Genomic DNA, 25681 nt, shown 5'->3' on the forward strand with positions numbered 1-25681 from the left:
AGGGGACCGCAGGCCGCCTTGGGGCGGCCCGGCGCCGGCCTGGTCCGCTGATGCCCGCCTTCATCCTGCGCCGCCTGCTGCATGCGGTCCCGCTGCTGCTGGCGGTGGTGGTGCTCAACTTCCTGCTGATCGCCTTCACGCCCGGCGACCCGGTCACGCTGCTGGTCGGCGACTTTCCGGCGCCGCCCGAATACCTCGCGCAGATGCGCCACGAGTACGGGCTCGACCAGCCGATCTGGGTCCAGCTGCTGCGCTACCTCGGCAAGGTGGTGCAGGGCGACTTCGGCTACTCGTTCGCCAACCAGCAGCCGGTGGCGGGGCTGATCCTCGACCGCCTCGGCGCCACGCTCGAACTCACGATGACCGCGCTCGCCTTCGCCAGCGTGATGGGCATCGTGTTCGGCGTGGTCGCGGCGCGCTCGGCCGCGCGCTCTCATCGCGGCGTGCTCGATTCGGCGATCCAGGGCGCCTCGTCGGCCGGCTATGCGATCCCGGATTTCTGGCTCGGCCAGCTGCTGATCCTGGTGTTCGCGATCTGGCTCGGCTGGCTGCCTTCGCAGGGCAACGCCTCAGTGCGCGGCAGCGCGCCGGGCTTCGCCGGCTTCGTGCAGCATCTGAGCTACCTCGTGCTGCCGGCCTTCGCGCTGTCGCTGCGCTACCTGACGCTGATCACGCGCATCACGCGCGCCGCGATGCTGGAGGTGATGAACGCCGACTTCATCCTCGCTGCGCGCTCGCGCGGCGCGACCGAGTGGACCGTGGTGGTGGTGCATGCGCTGCGCAATGCGGCGGCGCCGGTGATCACCGTGATTGGCTACAACGTCGGCTTCGTGCTCGCGGGCTCGGCACTGATCGAGGCCGTGTTCGCCTGGCCCGGCATCGGCCGGCTGCTCTATGAATCGATCTCCAAGCGCGACTACCCGGTGATGCTCGCGATCCTGCTGATGGTGTCGGTCACGGTGGTGCTCGCCAACCTCGTCACCGACATCGTTCATCGGCTGATCGATCCGCGGATCGAACGCGCATGAGCGATCTTCCATTGACGCCCATCGCAGTGCCTGCCGCTGGCACGCCGTTGCGCAAGGCCGGCTTCCGGAAGCGGCTGCTGCGCCGCCCGACGACGGTGCTCGCGCTGGCCTTCGTCGCGCTGCTGTTCGCGCTGGCGGTGCTCGCGCCGCTGGTCAGCGGCTACGACCCGCTGGGCGGCGGCGACAGCTCGCTGCTCGCGCCGCTGTCGCCCGGCCACTGGCTGGGCACCGACGACCTGGGCCGCGACATCTGGGCGCGCGTGGTCTACGGCACGCGCATCTCGCTCACGGTCGGCGTGGCGAGCGCGCTGTTCGCGGTCATTGTCGGCGTGATCGTCGGCGCGCTGGCGGGCTACTTCGGCGGCTGGCTGGACACGCTCTTGATGCGCATCGCCGAGTTCTTCCAGACGCTGCCGCGCTTCGTGGTGGCGCTGATCGTCATCGCGCTGTTCGGCACCAGCGTGTTCAAGATGATCGTGGTGATCGCCGCGCTCTCGTGGCCGCAGCTCGCGCGGGTGGTGCGGGCCTCGGTCGCGACGCTGGCGCAATCGCAGTTCGTCGATGCGGCGCGCGTGGCCGGCATGGGCGACGGCGCGATCATCGTGCGCGAGATCCTGCCCAACGTGGCGGCGCCGATCACCGTGCTGGGCTCGCTGGACATCGCGATGGCGATCCTGATCGAGGCCAGCCTGAGCTTCTTCGGCCTCGGCGATCCGAACCAGGTGTCCTGGGGTGCGATGCTCAACGACGCGCAGCAGTACCTGCGCGACGCCTGGTGGATGTCGGCCTTTCCGGGCCTGGCGATCGCGCTGACGGTGCTCAGCTTCAACCTGCTGGGCGATGCGCTCAACGATGCGCTGAACCCGCGCGCGAGTTCGCGATGAGCGCCGATCTGCTGCTCGACGTGCGCGGCCTCTCGGTCGACATCCGCCAGGGTGCATCGGCGCCGCTGCGGGTGGTGAACGATGTTTCGCTGTCGGTGCGCCGCGGCGAGGCCGTGGGGCTGGTCGGCGAATCGGGCTCGGGCAAGTCGATGACGGCCTTTGCGATCATGAACCTCTTTCCCTCGCCGCTCGCGCGCGTGGCGGCGGGGCAGGTCCTGCTCGAAGGCAAGGATCTCGCGCAGTTGCCCGGCGCCGCGCTGCGCACGATGCGCGGCGCGCGCGTGGGGATGGTGTTCCAGGATCCGACGAGCTACCTCGATCCGCTGATGCCGGTGGGCCGGCAGATCGCCGAGGCGCTGCGCGCGCACGGGCGCACCGACGGGCTCGATGCGCGCGTGCTCGAACTCATCGACCTGATGGAGCTGCCGAATGCGGCACAGATCGCGCGCAAGTACCCGCACGAACTCTCGGGCGGCATGCGCCAGCGCATCCTGATCGCGGCCGCGCTGGCCATGCGGCCCGCGCTGCTGATCGCCGACGAGCCGACGACCGCGCTCGACGTCACGGTGCAGGCCGGCATCCTGAAGCTGCTGATGCGCCTGCGCCGCGAACTCGATCTCGGCATCCTGCTGATCACGCACGATCTCGCGGTGGTGGCCGAGACCTGCCAGCGCGTCAACGTGATGTACGCGGGCCAGATCGTCGAAAGCAGCGAGGTCGGGCCGCTGTTCGCCGCGCCGCGCCATCCGTACACGCAGGGGCTGCTGGCCAGCATCCTCAACCCGGCCTCGCGCGCGCATTCGCTGTTCTCGATTCCGGGCGGCGTGCCGATCGCGGGGCACTGGCCTGCGGGCTGCCGCTTTCATCCGCGCTGCCCGATCGCGCGCGAGGGGCTGTGCGATGTCGTGGAGCCTGGGTTGAAGACGCGCGGGGGCGGGGCGGATCGTTGTCATCTGAGTGACGAAGCGATGGCCGCGCGCACTTGGGAGGCTGCAGGCCCCTCACCCCAACCCTCTCCCCAGAGGGGAGAGGGAGCCACGCCATGACCATAGGCAACGAGGCGCCCTTGCTCGAAGCTCGCGAGGTGAGCCGGCTGTTCCCGGTGCGTGCGAGCGGCGGGCTGTTCCGCGCGCGGCAGATGCAGCGCGCGGTCGATCGCGTGTCGGTGTCGATTCGGCCCGGCGAGGTGCTGGCGCTGGTCGGCGAAAGCGGCAGCGGCAAGACCACGCTCGGGCGCATGCTGCTCGGCCTCACGGCGCCGAGCGAAGGCGCGATCCTCTACAAGGGACAGGACATCGCCGCGCGCTCGGGCGCGGCCGCACGCGATTTCCGGCGCGCGGTGCAGGTGGTGTTCCAGGACACGGGCGGCTCGCTGAATCCGCGTCGCAGCATCGGCCAGAGCGTCGCGCTGCCGCTGGTGCATCACCGTGGCCTCGACGCGCGTGCGGCCGCGATCGAAGTCGATGCGCTGCTCGAACAGGTGGGCCTGCCCGCCGCGCATTTCCGCCATCGCCTGCCGCACGAGCTGTCGGGCGGCCAGCGGCAGCGCGTCGGCATCGCGCGTGCGATGGCCTCGAACCCGGCCGTGATCATTGCCGACGAGCCGGTGTCCGCGCTCGATGTTTCGGTGCGCGCGCAGATCCTCAAGCTGATGGCCGAGTTGCAGCGGCAGAAGAACCTGGCCTACCTCTTCATCACGCACGACCTCGGCGTGGTGCGCGCGATGGCGGACCGCGTGATGGTGATGCACCAGGGCCGCGTGGTCGAGAGCGGCGATGCCGACGCGGTGCTCGATGCGCCGCAGCACGACTACACGCGCCGGCTGCTGGCGGCCACGCCGGTGCCCGATCCGTCGCGCCAGCTGCAGGATTGAGGTCGCACGATGACGCGCCATTTCACCGAAGCGACCACCGGCTACTGGCAGCGCATCGCCGAGGCCGACGAGCTCGCACAGCCGGGGCCGCCGTGGCGCTTCGGCTACCCGGCACGCCTGCCCGATGGCCGCATGCTGATGCTGCCGATACGGCAGCTGGCGAACGAACCCCGGCATGCGGTGGCCTCGCTGCTGGTCAACCATGCGGCGCTCGACGTGGTCGACACGCTGGGCACGCTGCTGGCACACCGGCTCGCGCCGCTGTCTCCCGAGCTGGTGATCGGACTGCCGACCCTGGGCCTCGCGCTCGCGCCGCTGGTCGCCCGCGCGCTGGGCCACGCGCGCTATCTGCCGCTCGGCTACTCGCGCAAGTTCTGGTACGACGATGCGCTCTCGGCGCCGGTGCATTCGATCACCTCGCCGGTGCCGGGCAAGCGCATCTACCTCGATCCGAACCTGCGGCCGCTGATCGAGGGCCGGCGCCTCGTGCTGGTGGACGATGCGGTCAGCACCGGCACCACGCTGCGGGCCGCGTGGGAACTGATCGAATCGCTGGGCGGCGAGGTCGTCGCCTGTGGCGTGGCGATGCTTCAGGGCACGCAATGGGCCAACAAGCTCGGCACCGAACGCGCCGCGCGCGTGGTGGGCGTGTTCGAGAGCCCGCTGCTTCAGGCGGTGCCCGAGGGGTGGGTGCTGCGCGACGAGGCACTCCCAATGCTGCCGGCCTGCAGCCCGAACAGCTTGCCGTAGCGCAGCCCGATGTAGGCATGCTCGCGCATCAGCATCTCGACGCGCGCGGACTCGCGCTGCTCCAGCGCCTCGAAGACCAGCTGGTGCTGCAGCTGGGCAAAGCGCAGCTTCTCGTACTCGCGGTCCAGTGACGCCGGGTCGATGATGATCGAATCGGCCGACGCGAAAGGCAGATGGTTGTTGCGCGCGATCGCGTCGGCGATGACCGAGCTCTCGATCGATTCGACGATCGCGCGGTGGAAGCGGTTGTTGAGCCGGCTCCAGGCGCCCACGTCCTCCTGCGTCAGATGGCCCTTGGCGAGCAGCCGGCCGCCCTCGTCGACACAGCCCTGCAATGTCTGGCGCACCGCGTCGGGCATGCCGCGCTCGGCAAGACGCCGTGCCGCCAGGCCTTCGAGCACGCCACGCACTTCGAGCGCGCATTGCACGTCATGGTCCGAGAACTCGCGCACGACGAAGCCCCGCTTGCCCGCCGGCTGCAGCAGGCCTTCCTGCTCCAGCGTGCGGAAGGCGATGCGCACCGGCGTGCGCGAGACGCCCAAGGCCTCGGCGACCGCGATTTCCGCCACGCGCGAGCCGGCCGCGTAATGCCCTTCGATGATCAGCTTGCGCAGCGTCGCGACCACGCTGCCGCTGTCTTCGGCGCGCGGGCTTGAATCCTGTTTTTGACTCATATGGGATCCATTCAGTCGAATTTTTTCGGTTGAAATCTTATTTTCCTTCATAATTGGATCCAGTAATTGCGATGACGGAGAAAACATGTTCCTCAAGAATGCCTGGTACGTGGCCTGCACGCCCAACGAGATCGACGACCGGCCGCTCGGCCGCAAGATCTGCAACGAGCAGATCGTGTTCTACCGCGGCCCCGACGGCGCGGTCGCCGCGCTGGAGGATTTCTGCCCGCACCGCGGCGCGCCGCTGTCGCTCGGCCAGGTGGTCGAGGGCAAGCTGGTCTGCGGCTACCACGGCCTGGAGATGGGCTGCGACGGCAAGACGGTCGCGATGCCCGGTCAGCGCGTGCGCGGCTTCCCGGCGATCCGGACCTACCCGGTGGTCGAACGCCATGGCTTCATCTGGGTCTGGCCGGGCGACGCGGCGCAAGCCGATGCCGACAAGATCCACCACCTCGCATGGGCCGAGAATCCCGAGTGGGCGCACGGCGGCGGCATGTTCCACATCGCCTGCGACTACCGGCTGATGATCGACAACCTGATGGACCTCACGCACGAGACCTACGTGCACGCGAGCAGCATCGGCCAGAAGGAAATCGACGAGGCGCCACCGGCCACGAAGGCCGAGGGCGACGAGGTCATCACCAGCCGTTTCATGGAGAACATCATGGCGCCGCCGTTCTGGAAGATGGCGCTGCGCGGCAACCACCTGCCCGACGACCAGCCGGTCGACCGCTGGCAGATCTGCCGCTTCACGCCGCCCAGCCACGTGATGATCGAGGTCGGCGTGGCGCTGGCCGGCAAGGGCGGCTACGAGGCCGAGCCGCAGTACAAGGCCTCGAGCATCGTGGTCGACTTCATCACGCCCGAAACCGACACCTCGATCTGGTATTTCTGGGGCATGGCGCGCAACTTCAATCCGAAGGACAAGGCGCTCACGGCCAGCATCCGCGAAGGCCAGGGCAAGATCTTCAGCGAAGACCTGGAGATGCTGGAGCGCCAGCAGAAGAACCTGCTGGCCTGGCCCGGGCGCAACGTGCTCAAGCTCAACATCGATGCCGGCGGCGTGCAGTCGCGGCGCGTGCTCGACCGCATCATCGCGGCCGAGCAGGGGCCGGCCGCGGAGGCATCGCCAGCGGCCGCCTGAGCGCGCGGCGGCCGTCGCGTCAGCTTGCTGCCCTATAGTCGCGGCTCTCACAGGGAGCCGCGCATCCATGGACATCGACCCGAAAGACATCATCGAGAGCGCCAAGGCCGCCAATGAAATCCAGGCCGCACGCAAGGCCCGGCTGAACGCGCTGGTCGCGATCACGGTCGCCGTGCTGGCGACTTTCATGGGCATCTGCAAGGTCAAGGACGACAACATCGTCCAGGGCATGCAGCAGGCCCAGGCGGACAAGATCGATCACTGGGCCTACTACCAGGCACGAACGATCCGTCAGGACATCGCGGAGGCGACCGCGGTGCAGCTCGAAGTGGCGCAGCCGCCGTCGACCGCGGCCTCGGGCGCCCGCAATGCCGCCGTCGCCAGATACCGCGCGATCGCGGCCGACCAGCGCGACAAGCGCGAGCAACTGCGCGCCGCGGCCGAGCAGGACCAGAAGAACTACGACGCCCTGAACTACCGCGACGACCAGTTCGACCTGTCCGACGCACTGCTCGCCATTGCGATCGCGATGCTGGCCGTCACAGCGCTGACCGGGCTCTGGCCGCTGTACTGGGCCGCGCTCGTGCCGACGGCGTTCGGCGTGCTGATGGGCGTTGCCGGCCTGGCCGGATTGCCGATCCATCCGGATGCGCTGGTGAAGCTGCTGTCCTAGCGAACACCGGTCGCGCCGGCATCCGCCGCGCGGCGATGGCCGACTTCGAAATCGTTGCGCCCGCTGCGGTCCACGCCCCTGAGCAGCCACAGCGGTCTCTCGGCGAAGTTCACCGCCACGCCGGTCTTGCCGTCGGCCGGCCGCAGGCTGCGCTCGAAGACCGAGGTCGATGGCATGTAGCGCAGCGCGACACCGGTGCGGCGCTTGCGCGAGCCGTTGGCCCTGGCGCCATGGATCATGTAGACGTCATGCAGCGACATCTGGCCCGGCTGCAGTTCGAGGTCGACCGCTTCGGCCTCGTCGAAGCTGCCGGCCGCCATGCGCTGGTTCAGCGTCAGGTCGTCGCGGTCTTCGTGCAGATGCGGGTGCAGCGCGTGGTCGCGGTGAGAGCGCGGGATCACGCGCAGGCAGCCGTTCTCGGCCACCGATTCTTCCAGTGCGACCCACACGGTGCAGTTGGCCAGCGGACGGATCGGCCAGTAGTGGCCGTCCTGGTGCCACGGCGTTTCATAGCCCTCGGCGGGCGGCTTGCAGAACACGTGGCAGCCCCAGAGGATCACGTCGTCGCCGATCACGCCGGACACCAGCTCGACGATCTCCGGGTCCTTCGCGAGTTCGAGGAAGTCGCTGCGGCCGCGCACGCCTTCGCCGTTGTCGCCTTCGATGTGCGCCGAGACCAGCTTCTCGGGCCGCACGCCGGGGTTGTCGCGGATCAGCGCGTCGAGCGCATCGCGCATCGCCGCGACGCGCGCGGGCGGCAGCCGGAACTGCGGAATCACCCAGCCTTCGGACTGGTAGTGCTCGATCTCCTGCGTGGACAGCCGTGCCATGGATGCACCTCTCAAATGCAAGCCTTGCCGTCGAGGCCACCCCGCGCCAGCGCATCGAAGGCCTGCGTGAATTCGCCGCGCCACTGCTTGCGCGTGCCGTCGTCGATCCATGCCGAATCGAGCCCGTTCAGCATGAAGCCGCGCAGGTCGGCGATCGAGAAGCCGAAATCGTCGACCATCTTCTGCCACGCCTGCGTCGGCGTCACGAGGTGCAGCGTCGGGTCGTCGGTGTTGGGATGGATGCGCAGACCCAGGCCCGGCATCCTGCGGATCGGATGGTCGAGCGCCCAGCGCTCGCGCGGCAGGGTGCGCAGATAGTAGGAGTTGGTCGGCACCACGGTGAACACGATGCCGCGCTCGGCGCATTCGCGTGCGTACTCGGGCGCATCGACGATCGTGTAGCCGTGGTCGATGCGGTCGACCTGCAGCAACTCGACGGCAGTCTTCACGTTGGTCCATGGCATGCCGAACTCGCCGGCATGCGCCGTGGTCTTCAGGCCGGCACGGCGCGCGGCCGTGTAGGCATCGACGAAGTGTTCGGGCGGATGATCGATCTCGCTGTAGTCGATGCCGATGCCGACCACCTCCTCGCGCCGATGGGCCGCGACCCACTGCACCATCTCCAGCGCGGCCTCGGGCGAAGCCTCGCGGTCGATGGCAGGCACGAGGCGGCCGACGATGCCATGGTCGGTTTGCGCATCGTGGATGGCGCGCACGATCGCGTCCTGCGCGCTCGCGTAGGGGATGCCGGATTGCCGTGCGGTGCCGGTCGGATTCCAGAAGAACTCGGCATAGCGCACCCGGTGCGCAGCCGCATCCTGCAGGTATTCGTAGCTGATGCGATGCAGGTCGTCCGGCGTCTTGAGCAGGTGCGCGTCGAGCGCGCGCAGCGCCTTGAGCACGCCGATCGGCTTCTCGCCGCGGATGTAGAAGGCGTCGATCTCTTCATCGCTCAGTGACGCCTTGGCACGGTGCGCGAGCGCCTTGAAGGTCGCATGGCGAACCGTGCCGAGCAGGTGGCAATGAAGCTCGACCTTGGGGATCGCGCGGCAGAAGTCTGAAAGTTGGAAGCTCACGCAGCGATCGTACGCGCGCTTCAGGCCGCGCGCGCGGCCTGCGCCAGGGCGTCCAGCACGACGCGGCGCAGCAGGGCCTCGTCGGCCACGCTGGCGACCTGGGCATTGGCCGCCGCGCGGCGCGGCACGCGCCACTCCACCACCGTCATGCCGCGCGTGTGCTCGCCCTGGCATTCCGCCACCACGTGCGCGGGCCGCAAGCGCATGCAGCCGGGCGCGACCAGCGCGGCGGCGGCGCTCGGATCGTAGAGCGCCATCGGCAGGCTGCCGTCGGAACTGGCGATGCGCACGTAGCCGAGCAGCAGGTCGGCCAGCACCTCGGCCTTGTCGGTGCCGAGGGCGCGCAGCGCGTCGGCATCGGCGGCGTGCACGCGCACCTGGCGGCAGGCATCGAGGCCCACCATCTGCAGCGGCACACCGGCGTCGAGCACGGCGTTGATCGCCTCCGGATCGACGGCCGCGTTGAACTCGGCCGCCGCCGTGTGATTGCCCGGCCCCGCGCTGCCGCCCATCCACATCAGCGGTGTGATCCGCGCTGCGAGCTCGGGGCGTTGCCGCAGCAGGGTCGCGATGTTGGTGAGCGGCCCGAGTGCCAGCAGCGCGACCGGTTCGCCCGCCGCGGCCAGGTAGCGGCCCAGCGCACCGACCGCATCGACGTCAGTCAAGGCGGCGCGCGCGGGCGGCAGGCTGCGGCCGGCGGAGCCCATGGCATCGGCGCCGAGGATGTTCTGCGCCGTGACGAGTTCGCCGGCGAGCGGCCGTGCGCAGCCGGCATGGATCGGAAAGTCCCAGCCGAAGTACGCCGCCGAGCGCAAGGCGTTGTCGATCACGACCTCGAGCGGCGCATTGCCGGCGACCAGCGACAGGCCATCGATGCGCCAACCCGGCGTCTGCGCAACCGTCAGCACGGCCGCGAGATCGTCGAAGCCCATGTCGGTGTCGATCCAGACGCGCTTCATTTCTTCAGATGGCGGCTCTGGTCGTAGGTGGGTTGCGGCGGCAGGTCGGCCAGGTGCCGCGTGTCGGCCCAGTCGACGATCTCGATCTGCTCGGGCTTGGCCGAGTCGGCGATGCGGATGCGATTGAAGCCGGCGTTGGGAATCTCGCTCTGGCGCGGCCCGTTCAGCCCCAGGCCGCGCGCGGTGCGCCAGACCATGTCGAGCACGCCGCCATGCGTCACCACCAGCACGTTCTGGCCGGCATGCGCCGTGGCGATGCGGCCCAGCGCGTCCATGATGCGCGCATGGAACTGGCGTGCCGATTCGCCCTCCGGCATCGCATGGTCCTCGCGGAACTGGAGCCAGTCTTCCCAGGCGCGCGGATGCAGGTTCTGGATCTCCTCGGCGCGCATGCCTTCGACGATGCCGAAGTGCTGCTCGCGCAGCGCCGCCTGGGTGACGATCGGCAGTTCGAGCAGGCGCGCGGCCGGCGCCGCAGTCTGCTGCGCGCGCATGAGGTCGCTGCTGATCAGTTGCTGCACCGCTTCGCCCGCGAGCCGAAGGCCGAGGCGGCGTGCCTGCTCGTGGCCGGCGTCGTTGAGGGGAACGTCGACATGGCCCTGGAAGCGCAGTTCACGGTTCCAGTCGGTCTCGCCGTGACGGATCAGGATGAGTTCGGTGGTGGGCATAGGATGGTGTCTATTGTCCGCGCACCGGGTGACCTCGTGATGTCGGCGATCCGATCGCGGAGAATTCGTGCATGCCGACCCTTGTTCTCCTGCCCGGCCTTGCCTGCGACGAGCGCCTGTGGGAAGCCCAGCTTCCCGCCCTGCCCTCCGCCTTCGACGTCCACGTGAGCGACGTCCACATGCACCACGACCGCATCGAAACCATGGCCGCCGCCGTGCTGCGCGAGCACGCAGGGCCGCTCGTCCTGTGCGGCGCCTCGATGGGGGGCATGGTCGCGATGGAAGTCGCGCGCCAGGCGCCCGAACGCATCGCCGGGCTCGCGCTGCTCGGCACCAATGCACGGCCCGAGACGCCCGAGATGGTCCAGCTGCGCGAGTCGGCCATCGAGCTGTTCGAGCGCGGCGAGGCGCGCGACGTGATCGAGCTCAATGCCGGCTTCGCCTTTCATCCACTCCAAGCCGCGGATGCGGCGCTGACCCGGCGCTATGTCGACCTGATCCTCGATGCAGGCGTCGCCCAGCTGGTGCGCCAGAACCGCGCACTGATGGAGCGTCCCGATGCGCGTCCCCATCTGCCACAGCTGCACTGCCCGGTGCTCGTGGTGTGCGGCGACGGCGACCGGTTGACGCCGCCCGAGTGCTCGCGCGAGATCGCCGCACTGGTGCCGCATGCGGAGCTGGTGTGGGTGGCGCAATGCGGCCACATGCTCACGATGGAAAAGCCTGCGCCGGTCAATGCGGCGCTCGGTGCCTGGCTGCAACGCCTGCTGACGGCCTGAAGGCGCGCGCCGCGCTCAGCCCAGCGCGGCGACCTCGATGCCTTCGGCCGCCAGGCGCGCGCGGATGCGGCGCGCGAAGGCCAGCGCATGCGCGCCGTCGCCATGCAGGCAGACGGTCTGGGCATTGACGGCCACCATGCTGCCGTCGATCGCCTTCACGCGGTGGTCGCGCACCAGCGACAGCGTCTGGGCCAGCGACTGTTCCTCGTCGTCGATCAGCGCGCCGGGCTGGCTGCGCGGCACCAGGCTGCCGTCGGGCCGATAGCCGCGATCGGCAAAGACTTCCTCCACCGGCCGCAGACCCGCGCGCTCGGCGGCGCCGATCATGCCGCTGCCTGCGAGCCCGAAGAAGCGCAGGCCGGGATCGAAGCGCCGCACCGCCTCGCACAGCGCATCGGCCAGCACGGGGTCCTTCACGGCCTGGTTGTAGAGCGCGCCGTGCGCCTTGACGTGGGACAGGCTGCCGCCCTCGGCCTTGACGATCGCGGCGAGCGCGCCGACCTGGTAGAGCACGCCGGCCACGACCTCGTCGGGCGCAAGCTGCATCTCGCTGCGGCCGAAGTTCTCACGGTCCGGAAAGCTCGGATGCGCGCCGATCGCGACACCGCGGTCGATGGCCCATCGCACGCACTGCCGCATGGTGCGCGCGTCGCCGGCATGCCAACCGCAGGCGATGTTGGCCGAACTCACGAGGTCGAGCAGTGCTTCGTCGTTGCCGCAGCCTTCGCCGAGGTCGGCGTTGAGATCAATCTGCATCGCGTTCTCCTTCCCGCGGATTGTGGGCCGGCGGGGTCCAGCCTGCAGACGCGAGGCCTTGCGCGACCTGCGCCAGGTAGCGCTGCTGCGCGTCCCACGCCGCCAGCGCGGCGGCGGCATCGACCTGCACCAGCCGCAGGCGGCCGTTGAGCGGCGCCTGCGCGAGCTTCCAGAGGTCGGCGCGGATGACGACGCCGATGCGCGGATAGCCGCCGGTGGTCTGCGCATCGCCCATCAGGATGATCGGCTGGCCCGAAGGCGGGACCTGGACAGTGCCGGGAATGACCGCCGAGGACAGCATGTCGACGCTGCGCTTGCGCTTGAGTTCCGGGCCTTCGAGCCGGCTGCCCATGCGGTTGCTGCGCGGCGTGATGCGCCAGGCCTCGCGCCACAGCAGATCGCGCGAGGCCACCGTGAATTGCTCGAACTCGGGACCGGGCATCACGCGCAGCGCGATCATGCCGGTGTCGGCGTCGAAACCGCCCTCGGGCGCGCGCACACCGAAGGCGCGGCGCGCCATGCGGGCTGCATCCAGGGCCGGCTTGCCCAGCGGCAGCAGGTCGCCCTTGCGCAGCACGCGGCCTTCGTGGCCGCCGAACCCCGCCTTCAGGTCGGTGCTGCGCGAGCCGAGCACCAGCGGCACGTCGATGCCGCCCGCCACAGCCAGCCAGCTGCGCAGGCCCTTCTTGGCACGCCATCGGTTCGCGCTCGCGAGCTTGAGAACCTGGCCGGCCGCGACCGGCACGCTCCAGCAGGGCCAGAGCGGCGCGCCGTCGAGCCGGGCATCGAAATCGTCGCCGGCGAGCGCGATGCGGGTCGCGGTGTCGAAGCGAAGCTCGCAGGCACCCATCGTGAGTTCGAGCCCGGCCGCGCCGTCCGCATTGCCGACCAGCCGGTTGGCCAGCGTGAGCGCCAGGGTGTCGAGGGCGCCGCCCGGACAGATGCCCAGCTGGCGATGGCCGTGCCGGCCCAGGTCCTGCACCGAGGCCATCATGCCGGGACGCAGAACGGCGATGCCCGCGGTCGGCGCCATCACGCCTCGAAGCTCTCGACGACGAAGCGCACGCGATCGCCGGGCCGCAGCAACGTGGGTTCGGCTGCGAGCGGATCGAACAGCGCGAGCGGCGTGCGCCCGATCAGTTGCCAGCCGCCCGGAGAGACCAGCGGATAGATGCCGGTCTGCTCGCCGCCGATGCCGACCGAGCGGGCCGGCACCGCCATCCGCGGCTCGGCACGCCGCGGCGTCGCGAGCTCGGGCGCGAGGCCGCCCATGAACGCGAAGCCCGGCAGGAAGCCGAGCAGGTACACCACGTACGATCCCTCGCTGTGACGCCGCACGACCTCGGCCGGCGTCAGGCCCGTGTGCGCGGCCACATCGGCCAGGTCGGGTCCGGCTTCGCCGCCGTAGGCGACAGGGATCTCGATCTCGCGGCCCTCGATCGACGCCGAGGCCAGTTGCGGCCAGGCCGACAGGACCTGCATCTCGAGTTCGACGCCATCGATCTGGCCCGGGTCGAACAACAGGCTGAGGTTGTTCATGCCGGGCAGGACTTCGCGGACGCCGCGCCACTGCACGGCCTCCTGCGCGAGCGCCCAGATCCGCTGCTGCTGCGCCAGTGTCGCCGGCGGCGGCAGTTCGCACAGCAGGGCCGCCTCGCCCAGAGGATGCAGGCGCAGCGCCGGCAGACTCATTCGCGCGCGATGCTGCGCACCTTGGCGAGCAGGCTTTCCTGGACGATCGGCGATACGAACTTGTCGACCTCGCCGCCCAACATCGCGATCTCGCGGACGAAGGTGCTGGAGATGAACTGGTACTTGTCGCTCGGTGTCAGGAACACGGTCTCGACCTCCGGCATCAGCGAGCGGTTCATGCCGGCGAGCTGGAATTCGTAGTCGAAGTCGGTCACGGCGCGCAGGCCGCGCACCATCGCCTTGCCGCCGCGCGCGACGACGAAATCGCGCAAGAGGCCGGAGAAACTCTCGACCGTGACCTGGTCGCTGAAGGGCCGCACGGCCTGGCGCGCCATGTCGATGCGCTCCTGCAGCGAGAACAGCGCCTTCTTGTGGTGGCCCGCCGCGACGGCGACGATGACCTTGGAGAACAACTGGGTCGCGCGGCGCACCACGTCCTCATGGCCCAGGGTCATGGGGTCGAAAGTGCCGGGGTATACCGCGATCACGTTGCTGGACATGGTGGCTTCCTCCTCGTTCAGCCGATGCGGCCTGGATTCGGCGGATTATGCAGCCGTATCCGCGGTGCTTTGGAGAAGGTGGGCATGCACCGCGCCTGCCTTCAAATGGCGCAAGACGGCCAGACCCAGCGCGGCCAGCTCCTCATCGGCCCAGCGGCGAGCCGCCTCGAGGTAGATCACGCCCTCGGGGCGCAGCGCACGCGCGGCGGCGCGCAAGGCCGGCGCGTACAGCGCCTCGTTCTCGAAGGGCGGATCGAGGAAGACCGCGTGCAGGCTGCCGGCCACCGCGCGCTCCAGCGCGGTGACGCCGTTGCCGCGCTCGATGCGCACCGCTTCGGCGGCGAGCTTGGCCTTCTGCGTCTGCAACTGCGCGACCAGCGCGGCGTCCTGCTCGCACAGCAGCACCGAGGCGGCACCGCGCGATGCCGCTTCGAGCCCGAGCGCGCCCGTGCCTGCGAAGGCATCGACGCAATGCCAGCCCGGCAGTTCGCCGCCGCCGGCGCCTGCCAGGCTGGCGAGCCAGTTGAAGAGCGTTTCGCGCACCCGGTCCGGCGTGGGGCGCAATCCGGGCTTGTCGGCGACGGCGAGGCGCGTGCGCTTCCATTGGCCGCCGATGATGCGGACGAAATGCGGCGCCTTGGCCAGCTTGGAAGGCGTGGCAGGTGCGGCGGCGGGTGTTCTGGGCTTCGGTTTCACGCGTACAGCTTAACGCCACGCGCGCGGCGCGCGCCGCCGGTTCAAGGCTTGGCGCCGACGATGACCGTCACCATCCGATCGGGCTGCAGCTTGCGCTGGAACGCGGCCTTGATGTCGGCCACGGTGACGGCGTTCATGCGATCGATCCAGGTGTCGAGGTAGTCGAGCGGCAGGTCGTTCCAGGCGATGTTGGCGATGTTGCCGAGCAGCTTGCGGTTGCTGTCGAGCAGAAGCGGGAAGCCGCCGATCAGGTTGTCCTTGGCAGCCTTGAGCTCGGCCTCGGTCGGTCCGTCGGCAACGAACTTCGCCAGCACTTCGCGCGACACCTTCACCGCTTCGTCCACCTGGTCGGGCCGGGTCTGGAAGGCGATGCGGAACGCGCCCGCATGAAGGCCGGGCGAGAAGGTGCTGTAGACGCTGTAGGTCAGGCCGCGCTTCTCGCGCACCTGGTCGGTCAGGCGCGACACGAAGCCGCCGCCGCCGAGGATGTAGTTGCCGACCGTGAGCGCGAAATGGTCCGGATCGGTGCGCTTGTAGCCGGGCTCGCCGATGAGCACGTGCGTCTGCGCCGAATCGAAGGGAATGCGCTCTTCCTTGGGTGCGGTGAGCGGGGCCACTTCGGGCACGGCGGGCAACGCCGCGCAGGCAGTGGCGTCCGCGGGCGGCAGGCGCGACAGCAGCGTGGTCGCGATGTCCTCGGCCTGCTGCCGCGTGACCGCGCCGACGATGCTGAGCTTGGCGCGGCACGGCACGATCAATCGCTGGTAGCGCTGGCGCATCGCGTCGACGTCGATCCGCGCCAGCGTTTCCTCGGTGGTGTCGAAGCCGTAGGGATGCGTGCCGTAGATGGCCTGCGAGAAGGCGCGGCCGGCGATGGTCGCGGGCTTGGTGTTGGCCTCCTTGATGGCGGCATCCAGGCGCTCGCGCTCGCGCGCCCACACATCGGCCGGGAATGCCGGCTCGCCGATCTCGCGCGCGGCGAGCTGCACCGCCTTGCCGAGCAGCGCCGGGTCGGACAAGCTGCGCAAGGTGAAGCTCGTGCGGTCGGCACCGGCGCCGACGTCGAAATTCGCGCCCAGATCGGCCCAGGCCTCGCCCAGCGCGTTCTGGTCCATCGCGGGATCGCTGCCGCGGGCCAGCACGCCTTTCTCGACCATTTCGGCGCTCACTTCGGCCAGGCCGGACTGCGCTGCCGGATCGCGCCGGCTGCCGGCATCGAAGTCGAGTTCCACGTCGACGATCGGCAGGACGCGGGTGGCGGCCAGGTAGATCTTCGCGCCGTTGGGCAGCGTCCAGTGCTGGATCGGGATGGCGGCCTGGGCGCCCGCGCCAAGAACCGTCGCAGCACCGGCGAACGCCACGCGAAGCACGAGTTGTCTGGGAGTGAACATGAAGAAGCGGCCTTTCAGCGCAGATCGCCGGCCGGCGCTGCGAAACCGCGCGGGCGGCGATGAGGATCGGGCGGCAGCGGCCGCAGTATGGCGACCGTCAGCTGGTCGTCGCCGAAGTACTTCGCGGCCACGGCCTGCACCTGCTCGGCCGTGACGGCCTGCAGTTTCGCGATGATGCGCGTGCTGGCATCGAGCGGCAGGCCCTCCACCCAGTTGCTGCCGAGTTCGCGCGCCTGGGCCATGACCGAGTCGAGCTTGTAGGTTTCGCTGGCAACCCATTGCGTTTTCACACGCGCCAGCTCGGCGGCGCCGACACCTTCGCGCGCGATGCGCGCCACCTGGGCGCGCAGCGCGGCCTCGACGGCCTCGGGGCTCTTGCCGGCGGCTGGCACGCCATCGAGAACGAAGAGCTGCGGGCCGCGGCCGACGAAGCCGGAATACGCACCGGCCGAATCGGCGACGCGATCAGGGCCCTGCGTCAGCGCGCGGTCGAGCCGCGCACCGGCATAGCCGTCGAGCACGGCGGACAGCACCACCAGCGCATAGGCGTCGCTGTCGCCGTCGAAGGCCTGGCCGCCCGCGATCTGCGGCACGCGGAACGCGAGCGACACGTAGGCCTGCTCGGCCGGCGCCTTGAACTCGACACGGCGGATGCCGCGCTGCACGGGTTCGGTACGCGGCTTGCGCTCGGGCAGCGCGCGGGCCGGGATGCGGCCGTAATACTTCTCGGCCATGGCGCGGACCTGCGCCACGTCGACATCGCCAGCAACGACGAGGGCTGCGTTGGCCGGCACGTACCAGCGCCGGAAAAAATCGCGAACATCATCCGGCTTCATCGCCTCGAGGTCGCTCATCCAGCCGACGACGGGACGGTGATAGGGCGAGGCGTTGAAGACGGCGGCGTTCTGCTGTTCGTTGAGCAATGCGCGCGGCTGGTCGTCGGTGCGCATGCGGCGCTCTTCCTTGACCACCTCGATCTCGCGCCTGAATTCGTCGTCCTGCCACTGGTTGTTCGCGAAGCGGTCGGATTCCAGCTTCATGATCTGCTCCAGCTTGCCGGTCGGGATCTGCTGGTAGAAGCCGGTGTAGTCGCGCGTGGTGAAGGCGTTCTCGCGGCCACCCAGCGCAGCGACGCGGCGGGAGAACTCGCCGACCTTCAGATCCTTCGTGCCCTTGAACATCATGTGCTCGAGGGCGTGCGCGACGCCGGAGGTTCCGTCGACCTCGTCGACGGAACCGACGCGGACCCAGACCATCTGCACCGCGGTCGGCGCGCGCCGGTCGGGCTTCACGATCAGGGTCATGCCATTGGCCAGCGTGAACTGCTGGGCGGGAACCGGCGCGATGGCGGCCGGTGATGCAACATTGGCGGGCGGAAGATTTTGCGCAAGCGCAGGCAAGGCCCAGAGCGCCATCAGCACCGAGGCCAGCACCGCACCAGACGCAGCGCGGCGTGGCGAAGGGTGTTTCATAGAATGGGTCGGATTGTAAAAAGCTTCCGATGTTCAGTTTCTTCAAGAAAAAACCCCCAGCCGAAGTTGCCGCAACGCCGCAGCCCGAGCCCGCACCGGCACCTGCGCCGACCGAGGCTCGCGTCGAGCCGCCGGCGCCCGCCAAGTCGGTTTTTTCACCGTCCAGCTGGTTCGGGGGCAAGCCGGCACCGACCGAGCCGGTGGTGGCGTCGCCGCCCGCACCCGCACCCGAACCCGAACCTGTCTTTGTTGCACCGCCCGCGCCGCAGGCGCCAGTCGCCGCTGCACCCGAGCCCGAACCCGAGCGCAGCGGCTGGCTCGGCAAGCTCAGGACCGGCCTGCGCAAGACCGGCAGCACCATCACCGCCGCCTTCGTCAATGCGCAGATCGACGACGCGCTGTACGAAGAGCTCGAAGAGGCGCTGCTGATGGCCGATACCGGGGTCAAGGCCACGGAACACCTGCTCGAAGACTTGCGGCGCCGAGTCCGAAGCAACATGGCGACCGAGGCTTCCCAGGTGAAAGGGCTGCTCGCCGATGCGATCACGGATCTGCTGCGGCCGCTGGAAAAGGCATTGGTCATCGGCGAGCACACGCCGACCGTGATCATGGTGGCTGGCGTCAACGGTGCCGGCAAGACCACGTCCATCGGCAAGCTCACCAAGCATCTGGCCAACGAAGGCGCGTCGGTGCTGCTGGCCGCGGCCGATACCTTCCGCGCGGCGGCGCGCGAGCAGTTGCTGGTCTGGGCCGATCGCAACACCGTGGAGATCGTGAGCCAGGAAGGCGGCGATCCCGCGGCAGTGAGCTTCGATGCGGTCAACGCGGGCAAGGCGCGCGGCAAGGACGTGGTGCTGGTCGATACGGCCGGCCGGCTGCCGACCCAGCTCCATCTGATGGACGAGCTGAAGAAGATCAAGCGCGTGGTCAACAAGGCCGACGCCACGGCGCCACATGAAGTCCTGCTGGTGATTGACGGCAATACCGGCCAGAACGCGCTGGCGCAGGTCAGGGCCTTCGACGAGACCCTGGGCCTGACGGGCCTGGTCGTCACCAAGCTCGATGGCACGGCCAAGGGCGGTGTCCTGTGCGCCATCGCCCGCGAACGGCCGATCCCGGTCTATTTCATCGGCGTGGGCGAGAAGCTGGAAGACCTCGAGACCTTCAAGGCGCGGGAGTTCGCCCAGGCGCTGCTGGGGTAGAGGCGAGCGCCTCAGCCGACCAGGCCGAGCACGCCGGGCCGGCTCTTCACCGGCGCGTCCAGGTAGCGCAGCTCGCAGTCGCCGATGCGGATCGTGTCGTGGTGACGCAGCAGATGGCGATGGATCCGCTCGCCGTTCACGAAGGTGCCGTTGCGACTGTCGAGATCGCAGATGGAAAAGCCGCCTCCTTCGACGGCGGACAGCGCGGCGTGGATGCGGCTGAGCAAGGGCCGGTCGATGACCAGATCGCACTTCGAGGAACGCCCGATGGTCAGCCTGGGGCCGCTCAGATCGATGAGCTTCACGCCACGGGCGGTAATCAGGACCAACTTCGCCATCCTCTTCTCCGTTGACTGTTGAAATGCCGCCCATCTGCGACAGGCCTTGGTATGAGGGTGAATGTGCCGCAAGAGTCAGCGCAGGCGTTAGTAAAAAGTTAACACTTTTGACCTCAAGTGCTCAGCACCACCGTCCATGCGGCTTTGCCCCGGTGCGCAGGGTCTGGCATCATCTTTCGGTTCGCCAGACCGGCCGAGGAGCCCCATGGAAGCAGCCGCCACGCAGCCAGCCGGGATCGGCCGGAAGATCGATCGCCTGCTCGCCCACTATGGCGAAAGCCACCGCAATCCGACCAATGAAGTCATTCACATGGTCGCCATTCCGGCGATCATGCTGAGCCTCGTGGGCCTGCTGTTCGCGCTCCATCCCTGGGCGGCCTATCTTTTCGTGGCGGCGAGCCTCGTCTACTACGCGACGCTGCGCTCGCCGGCCTTCCTGATCGCCATGCTGGGCGGCACGGTGCTTCTGTTGGCTGCGGTGCACGCGATGGGAGGTCTTGCACTGCCCATTTCCGCCACCATCTTCGTCATTGCATGGATCTTTCAATTCATCGGGCACAGGATCGAAGGCAGGAAACCTTCGTTCTTCGAGGACATCCAATACCTCTGGGTCGGGCCGCTGTTCGTGCTTTCCCGCATATTCCAGCACCTCGGCCTGCGCTGGTAGGCGCTCATCCGCGCCGCGTCGGCTTCTTTCCCGACAGTCTCAGGCTATCGCCTCGATTGAATAGGGGCAGGAACCCCTGGCTTAGCACTCTCTCCAACCGAGTGCTAATATGAGCATGAACGAAGGAGTTTCCCCAATGACAACAGTGTCTGGAGCCTCTGCCAACCAGCTCGCGGTCGCCAATCCCTGGTCGATGGTGCCTCCGCTGGGTAACTTGGACGCCTACATTTCGGCAGCCAACCGCCTCCCCCTGCTGACGCTCGAAGAAGAGCAGGGCTTCGCGCGCCGGCTGCGCGACGACAACGACCTCGAAGCGGCCGGTGCGCTCATCCTTTCGCACCTGCGCCTCGTGGTTTCCATTTCCCGCCAATACCTGGGCTACGGGCTGCCGCACGGCGACCTGATCCAGGAAGGCAACGTCGGTCTCATGAAGGCCGTGAAGCGCTTCGACCCGGACCAGGGCGTGCGGCTGGTGAGCTATGCCATGCACTGGATCAAGGCCGAGATCCACGAGTACATCCTGAAGAACTGGCGCATGGTCAAGGTCGCGACGACCAAGGCCCAGCGCAAGCTGTTCTTCAATCTGCGCTCGATGAAGCAGAGCTTCAAGGCCGATTCGGCCGCAGCCGACGGCGGCACGCACCGCGACACACTGAGTCCCGACGAAGTGTCGCAAATGGCCACCCGGCTGAACGTGAAGCCCGAGGAAGTGCTCGAGATGGAAACGCGCCTGTCCGGCGGCGACGTGCTGCTCGACCCGAGCCCTTCGGATGACGGCGAGGAAGGCTTCGGCCCGATCGCCTATCTGGCCGACGCCACACAGGAACCGACGGCTCAGCTCGAATCGCGCCAGCGCGATCGCCTGTCGACCGACGGCATCTCGACCGCGCTCGAAACGCTGGACGACCGCAGCCGCCGGATCGTGGAAGAGCGCTGGCTGAAGGTCAACGACGACGGCTCGGGCGGCATGACGCTGCACGACCTGGCTGCCGTGTACGGCGTCAGCGCCGAGCGCATCCGCCAGATCGAAGTGGCCGCGATGAAGAAGATGAAGAAGGCGCTGGTCGAATACGCGTAAGACGCGCCCGCTCCCCGACGACAAGCCCGGCTCACGCCGGGCTTTTTCTTTGTCAGGACGCGGCGAGCAGCGTCTTCACGTCCGCCACCATGGCCGGTACGCCCGCGCCGTAGCGCGTATAGAGGCGCAGGCGCCCCTTCGTGTCGTAGACGAAGCTCGCGGCCGAGTGATCCATCGAGTAGCTCGTCGGCGTCTTGCCCTCGACCTTCTTGTAGTAGACCTTGAAGTCCTTCGTCGTCGCGGCCAGTTGCTCGGGCGTGGGGATCAGTGCCACGAAGGTCGGATCGAAAGCGCCCATGTACGCCTTCATGACCTGCGGGGTGTCGCGCGCCGGATCGACCGTGACGAACAGCACCTGCAGCTTGTCGCCGTCGGCACCGAGCTGCTGCTTGACCTGGGCCATCTCGGTCATCGTCGTCGGACAGACGTCGGGGCACTGCGCATAGCCAAAGAACAGCACGACCACCTTGCCCTTGAAGTCGGCCAGCGTGCGCGGCTTGCCGTCGGCATCGGTCAGGGCAAAGTCCTTGGCATAGTCGGCGCCCGTGATGTCGACGGCGTTGAAGCTCGGCTTGGCCTCGCTGCAGGCGGCGAGATTCCCGCCCAGCACGGCCGCGGCGCCCGCCCAGGCTGCCGTCCTGGCGATCCATCGAAGTGCGTCCCGCTTGTTCATCTGTGTGTTACCGGAGATAGTGATCGACCAGCAGCGCCGCGAAAAGAACGCTGAGATGGATCAGTGAAAAGCGAAAGGTCTTGCGCGCGAGCGCATCGGAATAGTTGCGCCACAGTGCGAAGGCGTAGCCGCTGAAGCCGATGCTCACCGCGACTGCGACCGCGAGGTAGAGCCAGCCGCTCATGCCATAGATGAAGGGCATCAGGCAGGCGGCGAACAGGACGAAGGTGTAGAGCAGGATCTGCAGGCGCGTGAATTCGTTGCCATGGGTCACCGGCAGCATCGGCAGGCCGGCCTTGCGGTAGTCCTCGACCCGGTACAGCGCGAGCGCCCAGAAATGCGGCGGCGTCCACAGGAAGATGATGAGAAAAAGGATCAGCGCCTCCGGGCCGACGTCGCCCGTCATGGCGGCCCAGCCCAGCACCGGCGGCATCGCACCCGAGGCGCCGCCGATCACGATGTTCTGCGGCGTGAGCGGCTTCAGGATCACCGTGTAGACCACGGCATAGCCGACGAAGGTGGCGAAGGTCAGCCACATCGTCAGCGGATTCACGCTGAACCACAGCAGCGCCGAGCCCGCCGCACACAGTGCGGCCGAGAAGATCAGCGCCTGCCGGTCGCTCAGCTGCCCGCGGGCGGTCGGCCGCCACGCAGTGCGCTTCATCTTGGCATCGATGCCCTTCTCGACCAGGCAGTTGAACGCCGCCGCCGCGCCGGCCACCAGCCAGATGCCGATGCACGCCAGCAAGCCATGCTGCAGGTCGGCCAGCGTCGGCACGCCAGGCACGGCCAGCACCATGCCGATCAGCGCGCAGAACACGATCAGCTGCACCACGCGCGGCTTGGTGAGGGCGTAGAACTGGCGCAGCACACCGGCCGTCGTCACGTGATGGGTCGAAGCCGGTGCACTCATGCGATTTCCATGTCGCCGCGACGGGCGCGAGGCGCACTGGCAGTTGCGGCCGTGTGCTCGCGACGGCTTTCGCAAACCGTCCAGGTCAGCACCACCGCGAGCGCGGCTGCACCGCCGGTATGAAGGACGGCGGCGGCGAGCGGCCAACCCAGCAGCACGTTGCCCAGTCCGGTTGCGAGCTGCAACAACGCGAGGCCGGCAAGCCAGCTTGCCTGCGTGCGCAGTGGCGCGACGCGGCGCAAGCGCCACGCGAGCACGCCGATGACGACGAACACGGCATAGGCCATCAGGCGATGCACGTAGTGGATCGCGGTCAGGGCGGAGAAGTCGATCGGCGTGCCGCCGGAAGTTTCACCGAGCGAGCGCCAGATCTCGAAGCCCTGGGCGAAATTCATCGGCGGCCACCAGCTGTTCTGGCAGGTCGGGAACTGCGTGCATGCGAGCACCGCATAGTTGGTGCTGACCCAACCGCCGAGTGCGATCTGCACCGCCAGCATCGCAGCCGCAATGATCAGCAGACCGCGCAATGCCGACGGCATGGGCGTCGGCAGGCGTTGTGCCGCAGCCTGCTGGTAGCGCACCGCCTGGATGCACAGCAGGGCCAGCAGGACGACCGCGCCGATCAGATGGAGCGTGACGATGGCGGGATAGAGCCGCCAGGTCACGGTCATGGCGCCGAAGGCGCCCTGCAGGCACACCCACGCCAGCGTTGCCGCCGGCCACCATGCACTGAGCGCGCGCTCGTGCGCATGCTCGGCCAGCCGCTGACGCCGCCGCGCGACCCAGGTCGCGATGGCCAGCACGAGGATCAGCACGCCCACGCCCGTGGCCAGGTAGCGATGGACCATCTCAACCCAGGCCTTGCCGTGCGTCACCGGCCCGGTCGGCTGCGCCGCCTGCGCCGCCGCGATCTCGTGCCGGGCGCCCACGGGGCTCGCATTGCCATAGCAACCGGGCCAGTCGGGGCAGCCGAGGCCCGAATCGGTCAGGCGCGTGAAGGCACCGAACAGGGTGAGATCGAAGGTGAGAAACAAGGTCAGCACGGTCAGCGCGTGAAGCCGCCGTGCCGAGCGGCTACCGGCATTGCGCCGCCATACCCAGAACAGCGGGCCCAGCGCGACCAGTACGCCCATCGCCATGAGCCAGGCGATCGGTGTGAGGTCGTAGAGCGAGGTCGTGTTCATGATCAACGGCCCGGTTCGTCCCAGGATGCGGAGGCGCGCAGCAGGCGGTCGAGGTCGCGCTTGGCACGGCCGGCGCCGGCCGCATCCATGCGGGCGGGAAAGCGCATCATCCAATTGCCCATCGGATCGACCACATAGAGATGTTCCGACAGCGCATGGCCTGGCGCCGGGGTCAGCCAACGCGCCAGCTCGGCGGCCGGTACGCGCAGCACGGTCGCGCCATGCAGACCGTTGGCGAGGCGCTCGGGCAGCGGTGCCGAATCGCTGACCAGCCAGACGCGGTCGAGCCGCTCCTTCTCGCGCCCCAGGCTTTCGCGCAGCTGGCGCTCCAGATAGAGCTGCTGCTCGCACAGCGCGTCGCATGCCGCGTCGGCCACCGCGATCAGGAGCCACTGGCCCTTGAGCGTCGGCAAATGGACCTGGGTGCCGTCGGGCGCGGTCGCCACCAGCTCGGGCAACGGACGCTGCGGATCGATCAGTTCGCCGTACGCATGCCCGCCTTCGGGCCGAACCACGTAGTAGGTGAAGTAGGAGGCGATCACCGGCGCGGCGCAGCACAGCCCCACGATGATCATCTTCCATCGCCCGAGCACGGTGCGCCGCTCGACGCCGTCGAGCGCCTGGCGCGGCGACGGCATCGAGTGCACGGTCAGGCCGAGCGGCTCGTCAGCGGCGGCGTGCACGGCGTGCGCTGCGGTAGGGGGCGATGAATTGGAACCAGACATAGAGGAATACGACGAGGCCCGCGAGCCCGAACCACTGGAAAGCATAGCCATAGTGCCGCTCGATACCCAGCGCCGGGGCCGGCCAGTCGCGCTGCAAGCCTTCGGAGGCCGCACCGGTCTGCTGGAGCGAGACATCGGTTCGCAGCGGAAGACTGGTTTCGGCGCGGAACGCTTCGAGATCGAGATTCTGCCGGATCGGCGAAGACCCCACCCCCGCCTGCGTCGGCGCCGCTGCATCGGCCTTGCCCAGATCGAGCAGATGCGCGGGCGGTGGTGCGATCCTGCCGGTCACTTCGACCAGCCCCGACGGCGTCTCGACCGGCTCCAGGTGGGTTCGGTCGTTGAAGTTGCGCTGGATCCAGCCGCGCTGCACCAGCACCGTCTGATCGCTGCCCTCGAGCGCGAGCGGCGTCAGCACGTAGAAGCCGGGCACGCCGTGCATCTGGCGATTGTCCAGATAGACGGTCTGTTCCTTGAGCCAGAGGCCGCGCAGCTGCACCGGCCGTTGCAGCGACGAAGCGGGCCGGTCAAGCGCAAGAAAGGCCTGCTGGTCGAGCGGCGGCAGGCTCTGCTGCGAGTCGATCTCCGCTTGGATGGCTTCTTTCTGCGCGGCGCGCGAGAGCTGCCAGCGGCCGAGCGAAACGGTGGCCGCGATGGTGAGCACGGCAGCCACGGTGACGAGCCAGAAACGGCCACCTCGCGAGGTGCGCGAAGCCGTCTGAAAGTCGGTGTTCAAACCATGGGGCGGCCCTGGCGGCCGATAATGTGGGTCATGAAATATTTCGTCGCCCTCGCCTTCCTGGGCATCCTGGCGAGCCTCGGATTCGCGCTGTACTTCATGCTGAAGGACGGGCGCGATGGCCGCGCCAAGTCCGGCGGCATGGCGCGCGCGCTCACGGTTCGGATCGGCCTTTCGGTCGTTTTGTTCCTCTGCGTCCTCGTGGCCTGGAAACTCGGCTACATCCAGCCAAGGGGCCTGCCGCTCGGCAAGTAGGTTGTTCTCGTTCCACGAGAACCATGAAAAAAGCGCCTTGCGGCGCTTTTTTGTTTTGCCGT

Annotated in this window: 30 protein-coding genes; 12 read left to right on the top strand and 18 right to left on the bottom strand. The window is 68.6% G+C overall.

Annotated features, from left to right (window positions below):
- The first annotated feature begins 50 nt into the window (after positions 1 to 50).
- The 5 genes from WDLP6_RS21710 to WDLP6_RS21730 are packed head-to-tail and all read left to right on the top strand — an operon-like array spanning position 51 to position 4535.
- The gene (locus WDLP6_RS21710) at positions 51 to 1028 is read left to right on the top strand and encodes an ABC transporter permease (RefSeq protein ID WP_162594019.1); all 978 of its coding nucleotides are present in this window, start codon (positions 51 to 53) and stop codon (positions 1026 to 1028) included.
- Positions 1025 to 1912: an ABC transporter permease gene (locus WDLP6_RS21715; protein WP_162594020.1), complete on the top strand. Its 888-nt coding sequence runs from the start codon at positions 1025 to 1027 to the stop codon at positions 1910 to 1912. The genes WDLP6_RS21710 and WDLP6_RS21715 overlap by 4 nt, the downstream gene beginning before the upstream one ends.
- Positions 1909 to 2958, top strand: coding sequence for an ABC transporter ATP-binding protein (locus tag WDLP6_RS21720; RefSeq protein ID WP_162594021.1), 1050 nt, complete (start codon positions 1909 to 1911; stop codon positions 2956 to 2958). Before WDLP6_RS21715 ends, WDLP6_RS21720 begins: the two co-directional genes overlap by 4 nt.
- The gene (locus WDLP6_RS21725; RefSeq protein WP_162594022.1) at positions 2955 to 3785 is read left to right on the top strand and encodes an ATP-binding cassette domain-containing protein; all 831 of its coding nucleotides are present in this window, start codon (positions 2955 to 2957) and stop codon (positions 3783 to 3785) included. The genes WDLP6_RS21720 and WDLP6_RS21725 overlap by 4 nt, the downstream gene beginning before the upstream one ends.
- Positions 3786 to 3794: 9 nt before the next feature.
- On the top strand, positions 3795 to 4535 hold the full coding sequence (locus tag WDLP6_RS21730) for a phosphoribosyltransferase (RefSeq protein ID WP_162594023.1): 741 nt from the start codon (positions 3795 to 3797) through the stop codon (positions 4533 to 4535).
- Here the strand turns inward: WDLP6_RS21730 and WDLP6_RS21735 are convergent.
- On the bottom strand, positions 4454 to 5209 hold the full coding sequence (locus tag WDLP6_RS21735) for a GntR family transcriptional regulator (protein ID WP_162594024.1): 756 nt from the start codon (positions 5207 to 5209) through the stop codon (positions 4454 to 4456). The two genes, WDLP6_RS21730 and WDLP6_RS21735, sit on opposite strands and share 82 nt — an antisense overlap.
- A gap of 85 nt (positions 5210 to 5294) precedes the next feature.
- Here WDLP6_RS21735 and WDLP6_RS21740 point away from each other — a divergent pair, with 85 nt between their 5' ends.
- The gene (locus WDLP6_RS21740; RefSeq protein ID WP_162594025.1) at positions 5295 to 6353 is read left to right on the top strand and encodes an aromatic ring-hydroxylating dioxygenase subunit alpha; all 1059 of its coding nucleotides are present in this window, start codon (positions 5295 to 5297) and stop codon (positions 6351 to 6353) included.
- A gap of 67 nt (positions 6354 to 6420) precedes the next feature.
- Positions 6421 to 7026 (top strand): DUF4337 domain-containing protein, encoded by a 606-nt coding sequence (locus WDLP6_RS21745; protein WP_162594026.1) that lies wholly within the window; start codon positions 6421 to 6423, stop codon positions 7024 to 7026.
- Here the strand turns inward: WDLP6_RS21745 and WDLP6_RS21750 are convergent.
- The 4 genes from WDLP6_RS21750 to WDLP6_RS21760 are packed head-to-tail and all read right to left on the bottom strand — an operon-like array spanning position 7023 to position 10559.
- Complete coding sequence (locus WDLP6_RS21750; protein ID WP_162594027.1) at positions 7023 to 7856, bottom strand: phytanoyl-CoA dioxygenase family protein; 834 nt, start codon at positions 7854 to 7856, stop codon at positions 7023 to 7025. The genes WDLP6_RS21745 and WDLP6_RS21750 overlap by 4 nt on opposite strands.
- Positions 7857 to 7867: 11 nt before the next feature.
- Positions 7868 to 8932: an adenosine deaminase gene (gene add, locus WDLP6_RS21755; protein WP_232077204.1), complete on the bottom strand. Its 1065-nt coding sequence runs from the start codon at positions 8930 to 8932 to the stop codon at positions 7868 to 7870.
- A gap of 20 nt (positions 8933 to 8952) precedes the next feature.
- A complete protein-coding gene (locus WDLP6_RS35150) occupies positions 8953 to 9891 on the bottom strand; it encodes a nucleoside hydrolase (protein WP_162594028.1) in 939 nt (312 codons plus the stop codon).
- The gene (locus WDLP6_RS21760; RefSeq protein WP_162594029.1) at positions 9888 to 10559 is read right to left on the bottom strand and encodes a histidine phosphatase family protein; all 672 of its coding nucleotides are present in this window, start codon (positions 10557 to 10559) and stop codon (positions 9888 to 9890) included. The genes WDLP6_RS35150 and WDLP6_RS21760 overlap by 4 nt, the downstream gene beginning before the upstream one ends.
- Positions 10560 to 10630: 71 nt before the next feature.
- Between WDLP6_RS21760 and WDLP6_RS21765 the strand changes: the two genes are divergently transcribed.
- A complete protein-coding gene (locus WDLP6_RS21765; protein WP_174259888.1) occupies positions 10631 to 11338 on the top strand; it encodes an alpha/beta fold hydrolase in 708 nt (235 codons plus the stop codon).
- A gap of 15 nt (positions 11339 to 11353) precedes the next feature.
- Here WDLP6_RS21765 and pxpA read toward each other — a convergent pair whose 3' ends face one another.
- The 7 genes from pxpA to WDLP6_RS21800 are packed head-to-tail and all read right to left on the bottom strand — an operon-like array spanning position 11354 to position 17845.
- Positions 11354 to 12094 carry a 5-oxoprolinase subunit PxpA gene (gene pxpA, locus WDLP6_RS21770; protein ID WP_162569266.1) on the bottom strand — a complete coding sequence of 247 codons (741 nt, stop codon included), beginning with the start codon at positions 12092 to 12094 and terminating at the stop codon, positions 11354 to 11356.
- The gene (locus tag WDLP6_RS21775; RefSeq protein ID WP_162569267.1) at positions 12084 to 13127 is read right to left on the bottom strand and encodes a biotin-dependent carboxyltransferase family protein; all 1044 of its coding nucleotides are present in this window, start codon (positions 13125 to 13127) and stop codon (positions 12084 to 12086) included. Before WDLP6_RS21775 ends, pxpA begins: the two co-directional genes overlap by 11 nt.
- On the bottom strand, positions 13127 to 13786 hold the full coding sequence (pxpB, locus tag WDLP6_RS21780) for a 5-oxoprolinase subunit PxpB (protein WP_443083421.1): 660 nt from the start codon (positions 13784 to 13786) through the stop codon (positions 13127 to 13129). Before pxpB ends, WDLP6_RS21775 begins: the two co-directional genes overlap by 1 nt.
- Positions 13783 to 14286: a pantetheine-phosphate adenylyltransferase gene (gene coaD / locus WDLP6_RS21785; protein ID WP_162569268.1), complete on the bottom strand. Its 504-nt coding sequence runs from the start codon at positions 14284 to 14286 to the stop codon at positions 13783 to 13785. Before coaD ends, pxpB begins: the two co-directional genes overlap by 4 nt.
- A gap of 45 nt (positions 14287 to 14331) precedes the next feature.
- On the bottom strand, positions 14332 to 14982 hold the full coding sequence (rsmD, locus tag WDLP6_RS21790; RefSeq protein WP_162594030.1) for a 16S rRNA (guanine(966)-N(2))-methyltransferase RsmD: 651 nt from the start codon (positions 14980 to 14982) through the stop codon (positions 14332 to 14334).
- Between the two features lie 41 nt (positions 14983 to 15023).
- The gene (locus WDLP6_RS21795) at positions 15024 to 16373 is read right to left on the bottom strand and encodes a M16 family metallopeptidase (RefSeq protein WP_162594031.1); all 1350 of its coding nucleotides are present in this window, start codon (positions 16371 to 16373) and stop codon (positions 15024 to 15026) included.
- A gap of 14 nt (positions 16374 to 16387) precedes the next feature.
- Complete coding sequence (locus tag WDLP6_RS21800; RefSeq protein WP_162594032.1) at positions 16388 to 17845, bottom strand: M16 family metallopeptidase; 1458 nt, start codon at positions 17843 to 17845, stop codon at positions 16388 to 16390.
- A 29-nt stretch (positions 17846 to 17874) separates the two neighbouring features.
- Here WDLP6_RS21800 and ftsY point away from each other — a divergent pair, with 29 nt between their 5' ends.
- The gene (gene ftsY / locus WDLP6_RS21805) at positions 17875 to 19047 is read left to right on the top strand and encodes a signal recognition particle-docking protein FtsY (RefSeq protein ID WP_162594033.1); all 1173 of its coding nucleotides are present in this window, start codon (positions 17875 to 17877) and stop codon (positions 19045 to 19047) included.
- An 11-nt stretch (positions 19048 to 19058) separates the two neighbouring features.
- On the opposite strand, the gene WDLP6_RS21810 is transcribed toward ftsY, so the two are convergent.
- Positions 19059 to 19385: an FHA domain-containing protein gene (locus WDLP6_RS21810; RefSeq protein WP_162594034.1), complete on the bottom strand. Its 327-nt coding sequence runs from the start codon at positions 19383 to 19385 to the stop codon at positions 19059 to 19061.
- 205 nt (positions 19386 to 19590) lie between these two features.
- On the opposite strand from WDLP6_RS21810, the gene WDLP6_RS21815 reads away from it, so the two are divergent.
- Together WDLP6_RS21815 and rpoH are read left to right on the top strand one after the other, a co-directional pair.
- On the top strand, positions 19591 to 20052 hold the full coding sequence (locus WDLP6_RS21815; protein WP_162594035.1) for an Mpo1 family 2-hydroxy fatty acid dioxygenase: 462 nt from the start codon (positions 19591 to 19593) through the stop codon (positions 20050 to 20052).
- 136 nt (positions 20053 to 20188) lie between these two features.
- Positions 20189 to 21130 (top strand): RNA polymerase sigma factor RpoH, encoded by a 942-nt coding sequence (rpoH, locus tag WDLP6_RS21820; RefSeq protein WP_162594036.1) that lies wholly within the window; start codon positions 20189 to 20191, stop codon positions 21128 to 21130.
- 52 nt (positions 21131 to 21182) lie between these two features.
- On the opposite strand, the gene WDLP6_RS21825 is transcribed toward rpoH, so the two are convergent.
- Genes WDLP6_RS21825 through WDLP6_RS21845 form a run of 5 tightly spaced genes read right to left on the bottom strand, consistent with a single transcriptional unit; the run spans position 21183 to position 25361 of the window.
- Positions 21183 to 21803 (bottom strand): SCO family protein, encoded by a 621-nt coding sequence (locus tag WDLP6_RS21825; protein ID WP_162594037.1) that lies wholly within the window; start codon positions 21801 to 21803, stop codon positions 21183 to 21185.
- Positions 21804 to 21810: 7 nt separating this feature from the next.
- Positions 21811 to 22716 (bottom strand): heme o synthase, encoded by a 906-nt coding sequence (gene cyoE, locus WDLP6_RS21830; protein WP_162594038.1) that lies wholly within the window; start codon positions 22714 to 22716, stop codon positions 21811 to 21813.
- The gene (locus tag WDLP6_RS21835; RefSeq protein WP_162595202.1) at positions 22713 to 23903 is read right to left on the bottom strand and encodes a COX15/CtaA family protein; all 1191 of its coding nucleotides are present in this window, start codon (positions 23901 to 23903) and stop codon (positions 22713 to 22715) included. The genes cyoE and WDLP6_RS21835 overlap by 4 nt, the downstream gene beginning before the upstream one ends.
- A complete protein-coding gene (locus WDLP6_RS21840; protein ID WP_162594039.1) occupies positions 23903 to 24625 on the bottom strand; it encodes an SCO family protein in 723 nt (240 codons plus the stop codon). The genes WDLP6_RS21835 and WDLP6_RS21840 overlap by 1 nt, the downstream gene beginning before the upstream one ends.
- The gene (locus WDLP6_RS21845; protein WP_232077206.1) at positions 24567 to 25361 is read right to left on the bottom strand and encodes an SURF1 family protein; all 795 of its coding nucleotides are present in this window, start codon (positions 25359 to 25361) and stop codon (positions 24567 to 24569) included. Before WDLP6_RS21845 ends, WDLP6_RS21840 begins: the two co-directional genes overlap by 59 nt.
- Positions 25362 to 25388: 27 nt before the next feature.
- Between WDLP6_RS21845 and WDLP6_RS21850 the strand changes: the two genes are divergently transcribed.
- Positions 25389 to 25619: a twin transmembrane helix small protein gene (locus tag WDLP6_RS21850; protein ID WP_162595204.1), complete on the top strand. Its 231-nt coding sequence runs from the start codon at positions 25389 to 25391 to the stop codon at positions 25617 to 25619.
- Positions 25620 to 25681: the final 62 nt, after the last annotated feature.

The sequence above is a fragment of the Variovorax sp. PBL-E5 genome (assembly GCF_901827185.1).
GTDB lineage: Bacteria > Pseudomonadota > Gammaproteobacteria > Burkholderiales > Burkholderiaceae_C > Variovorax.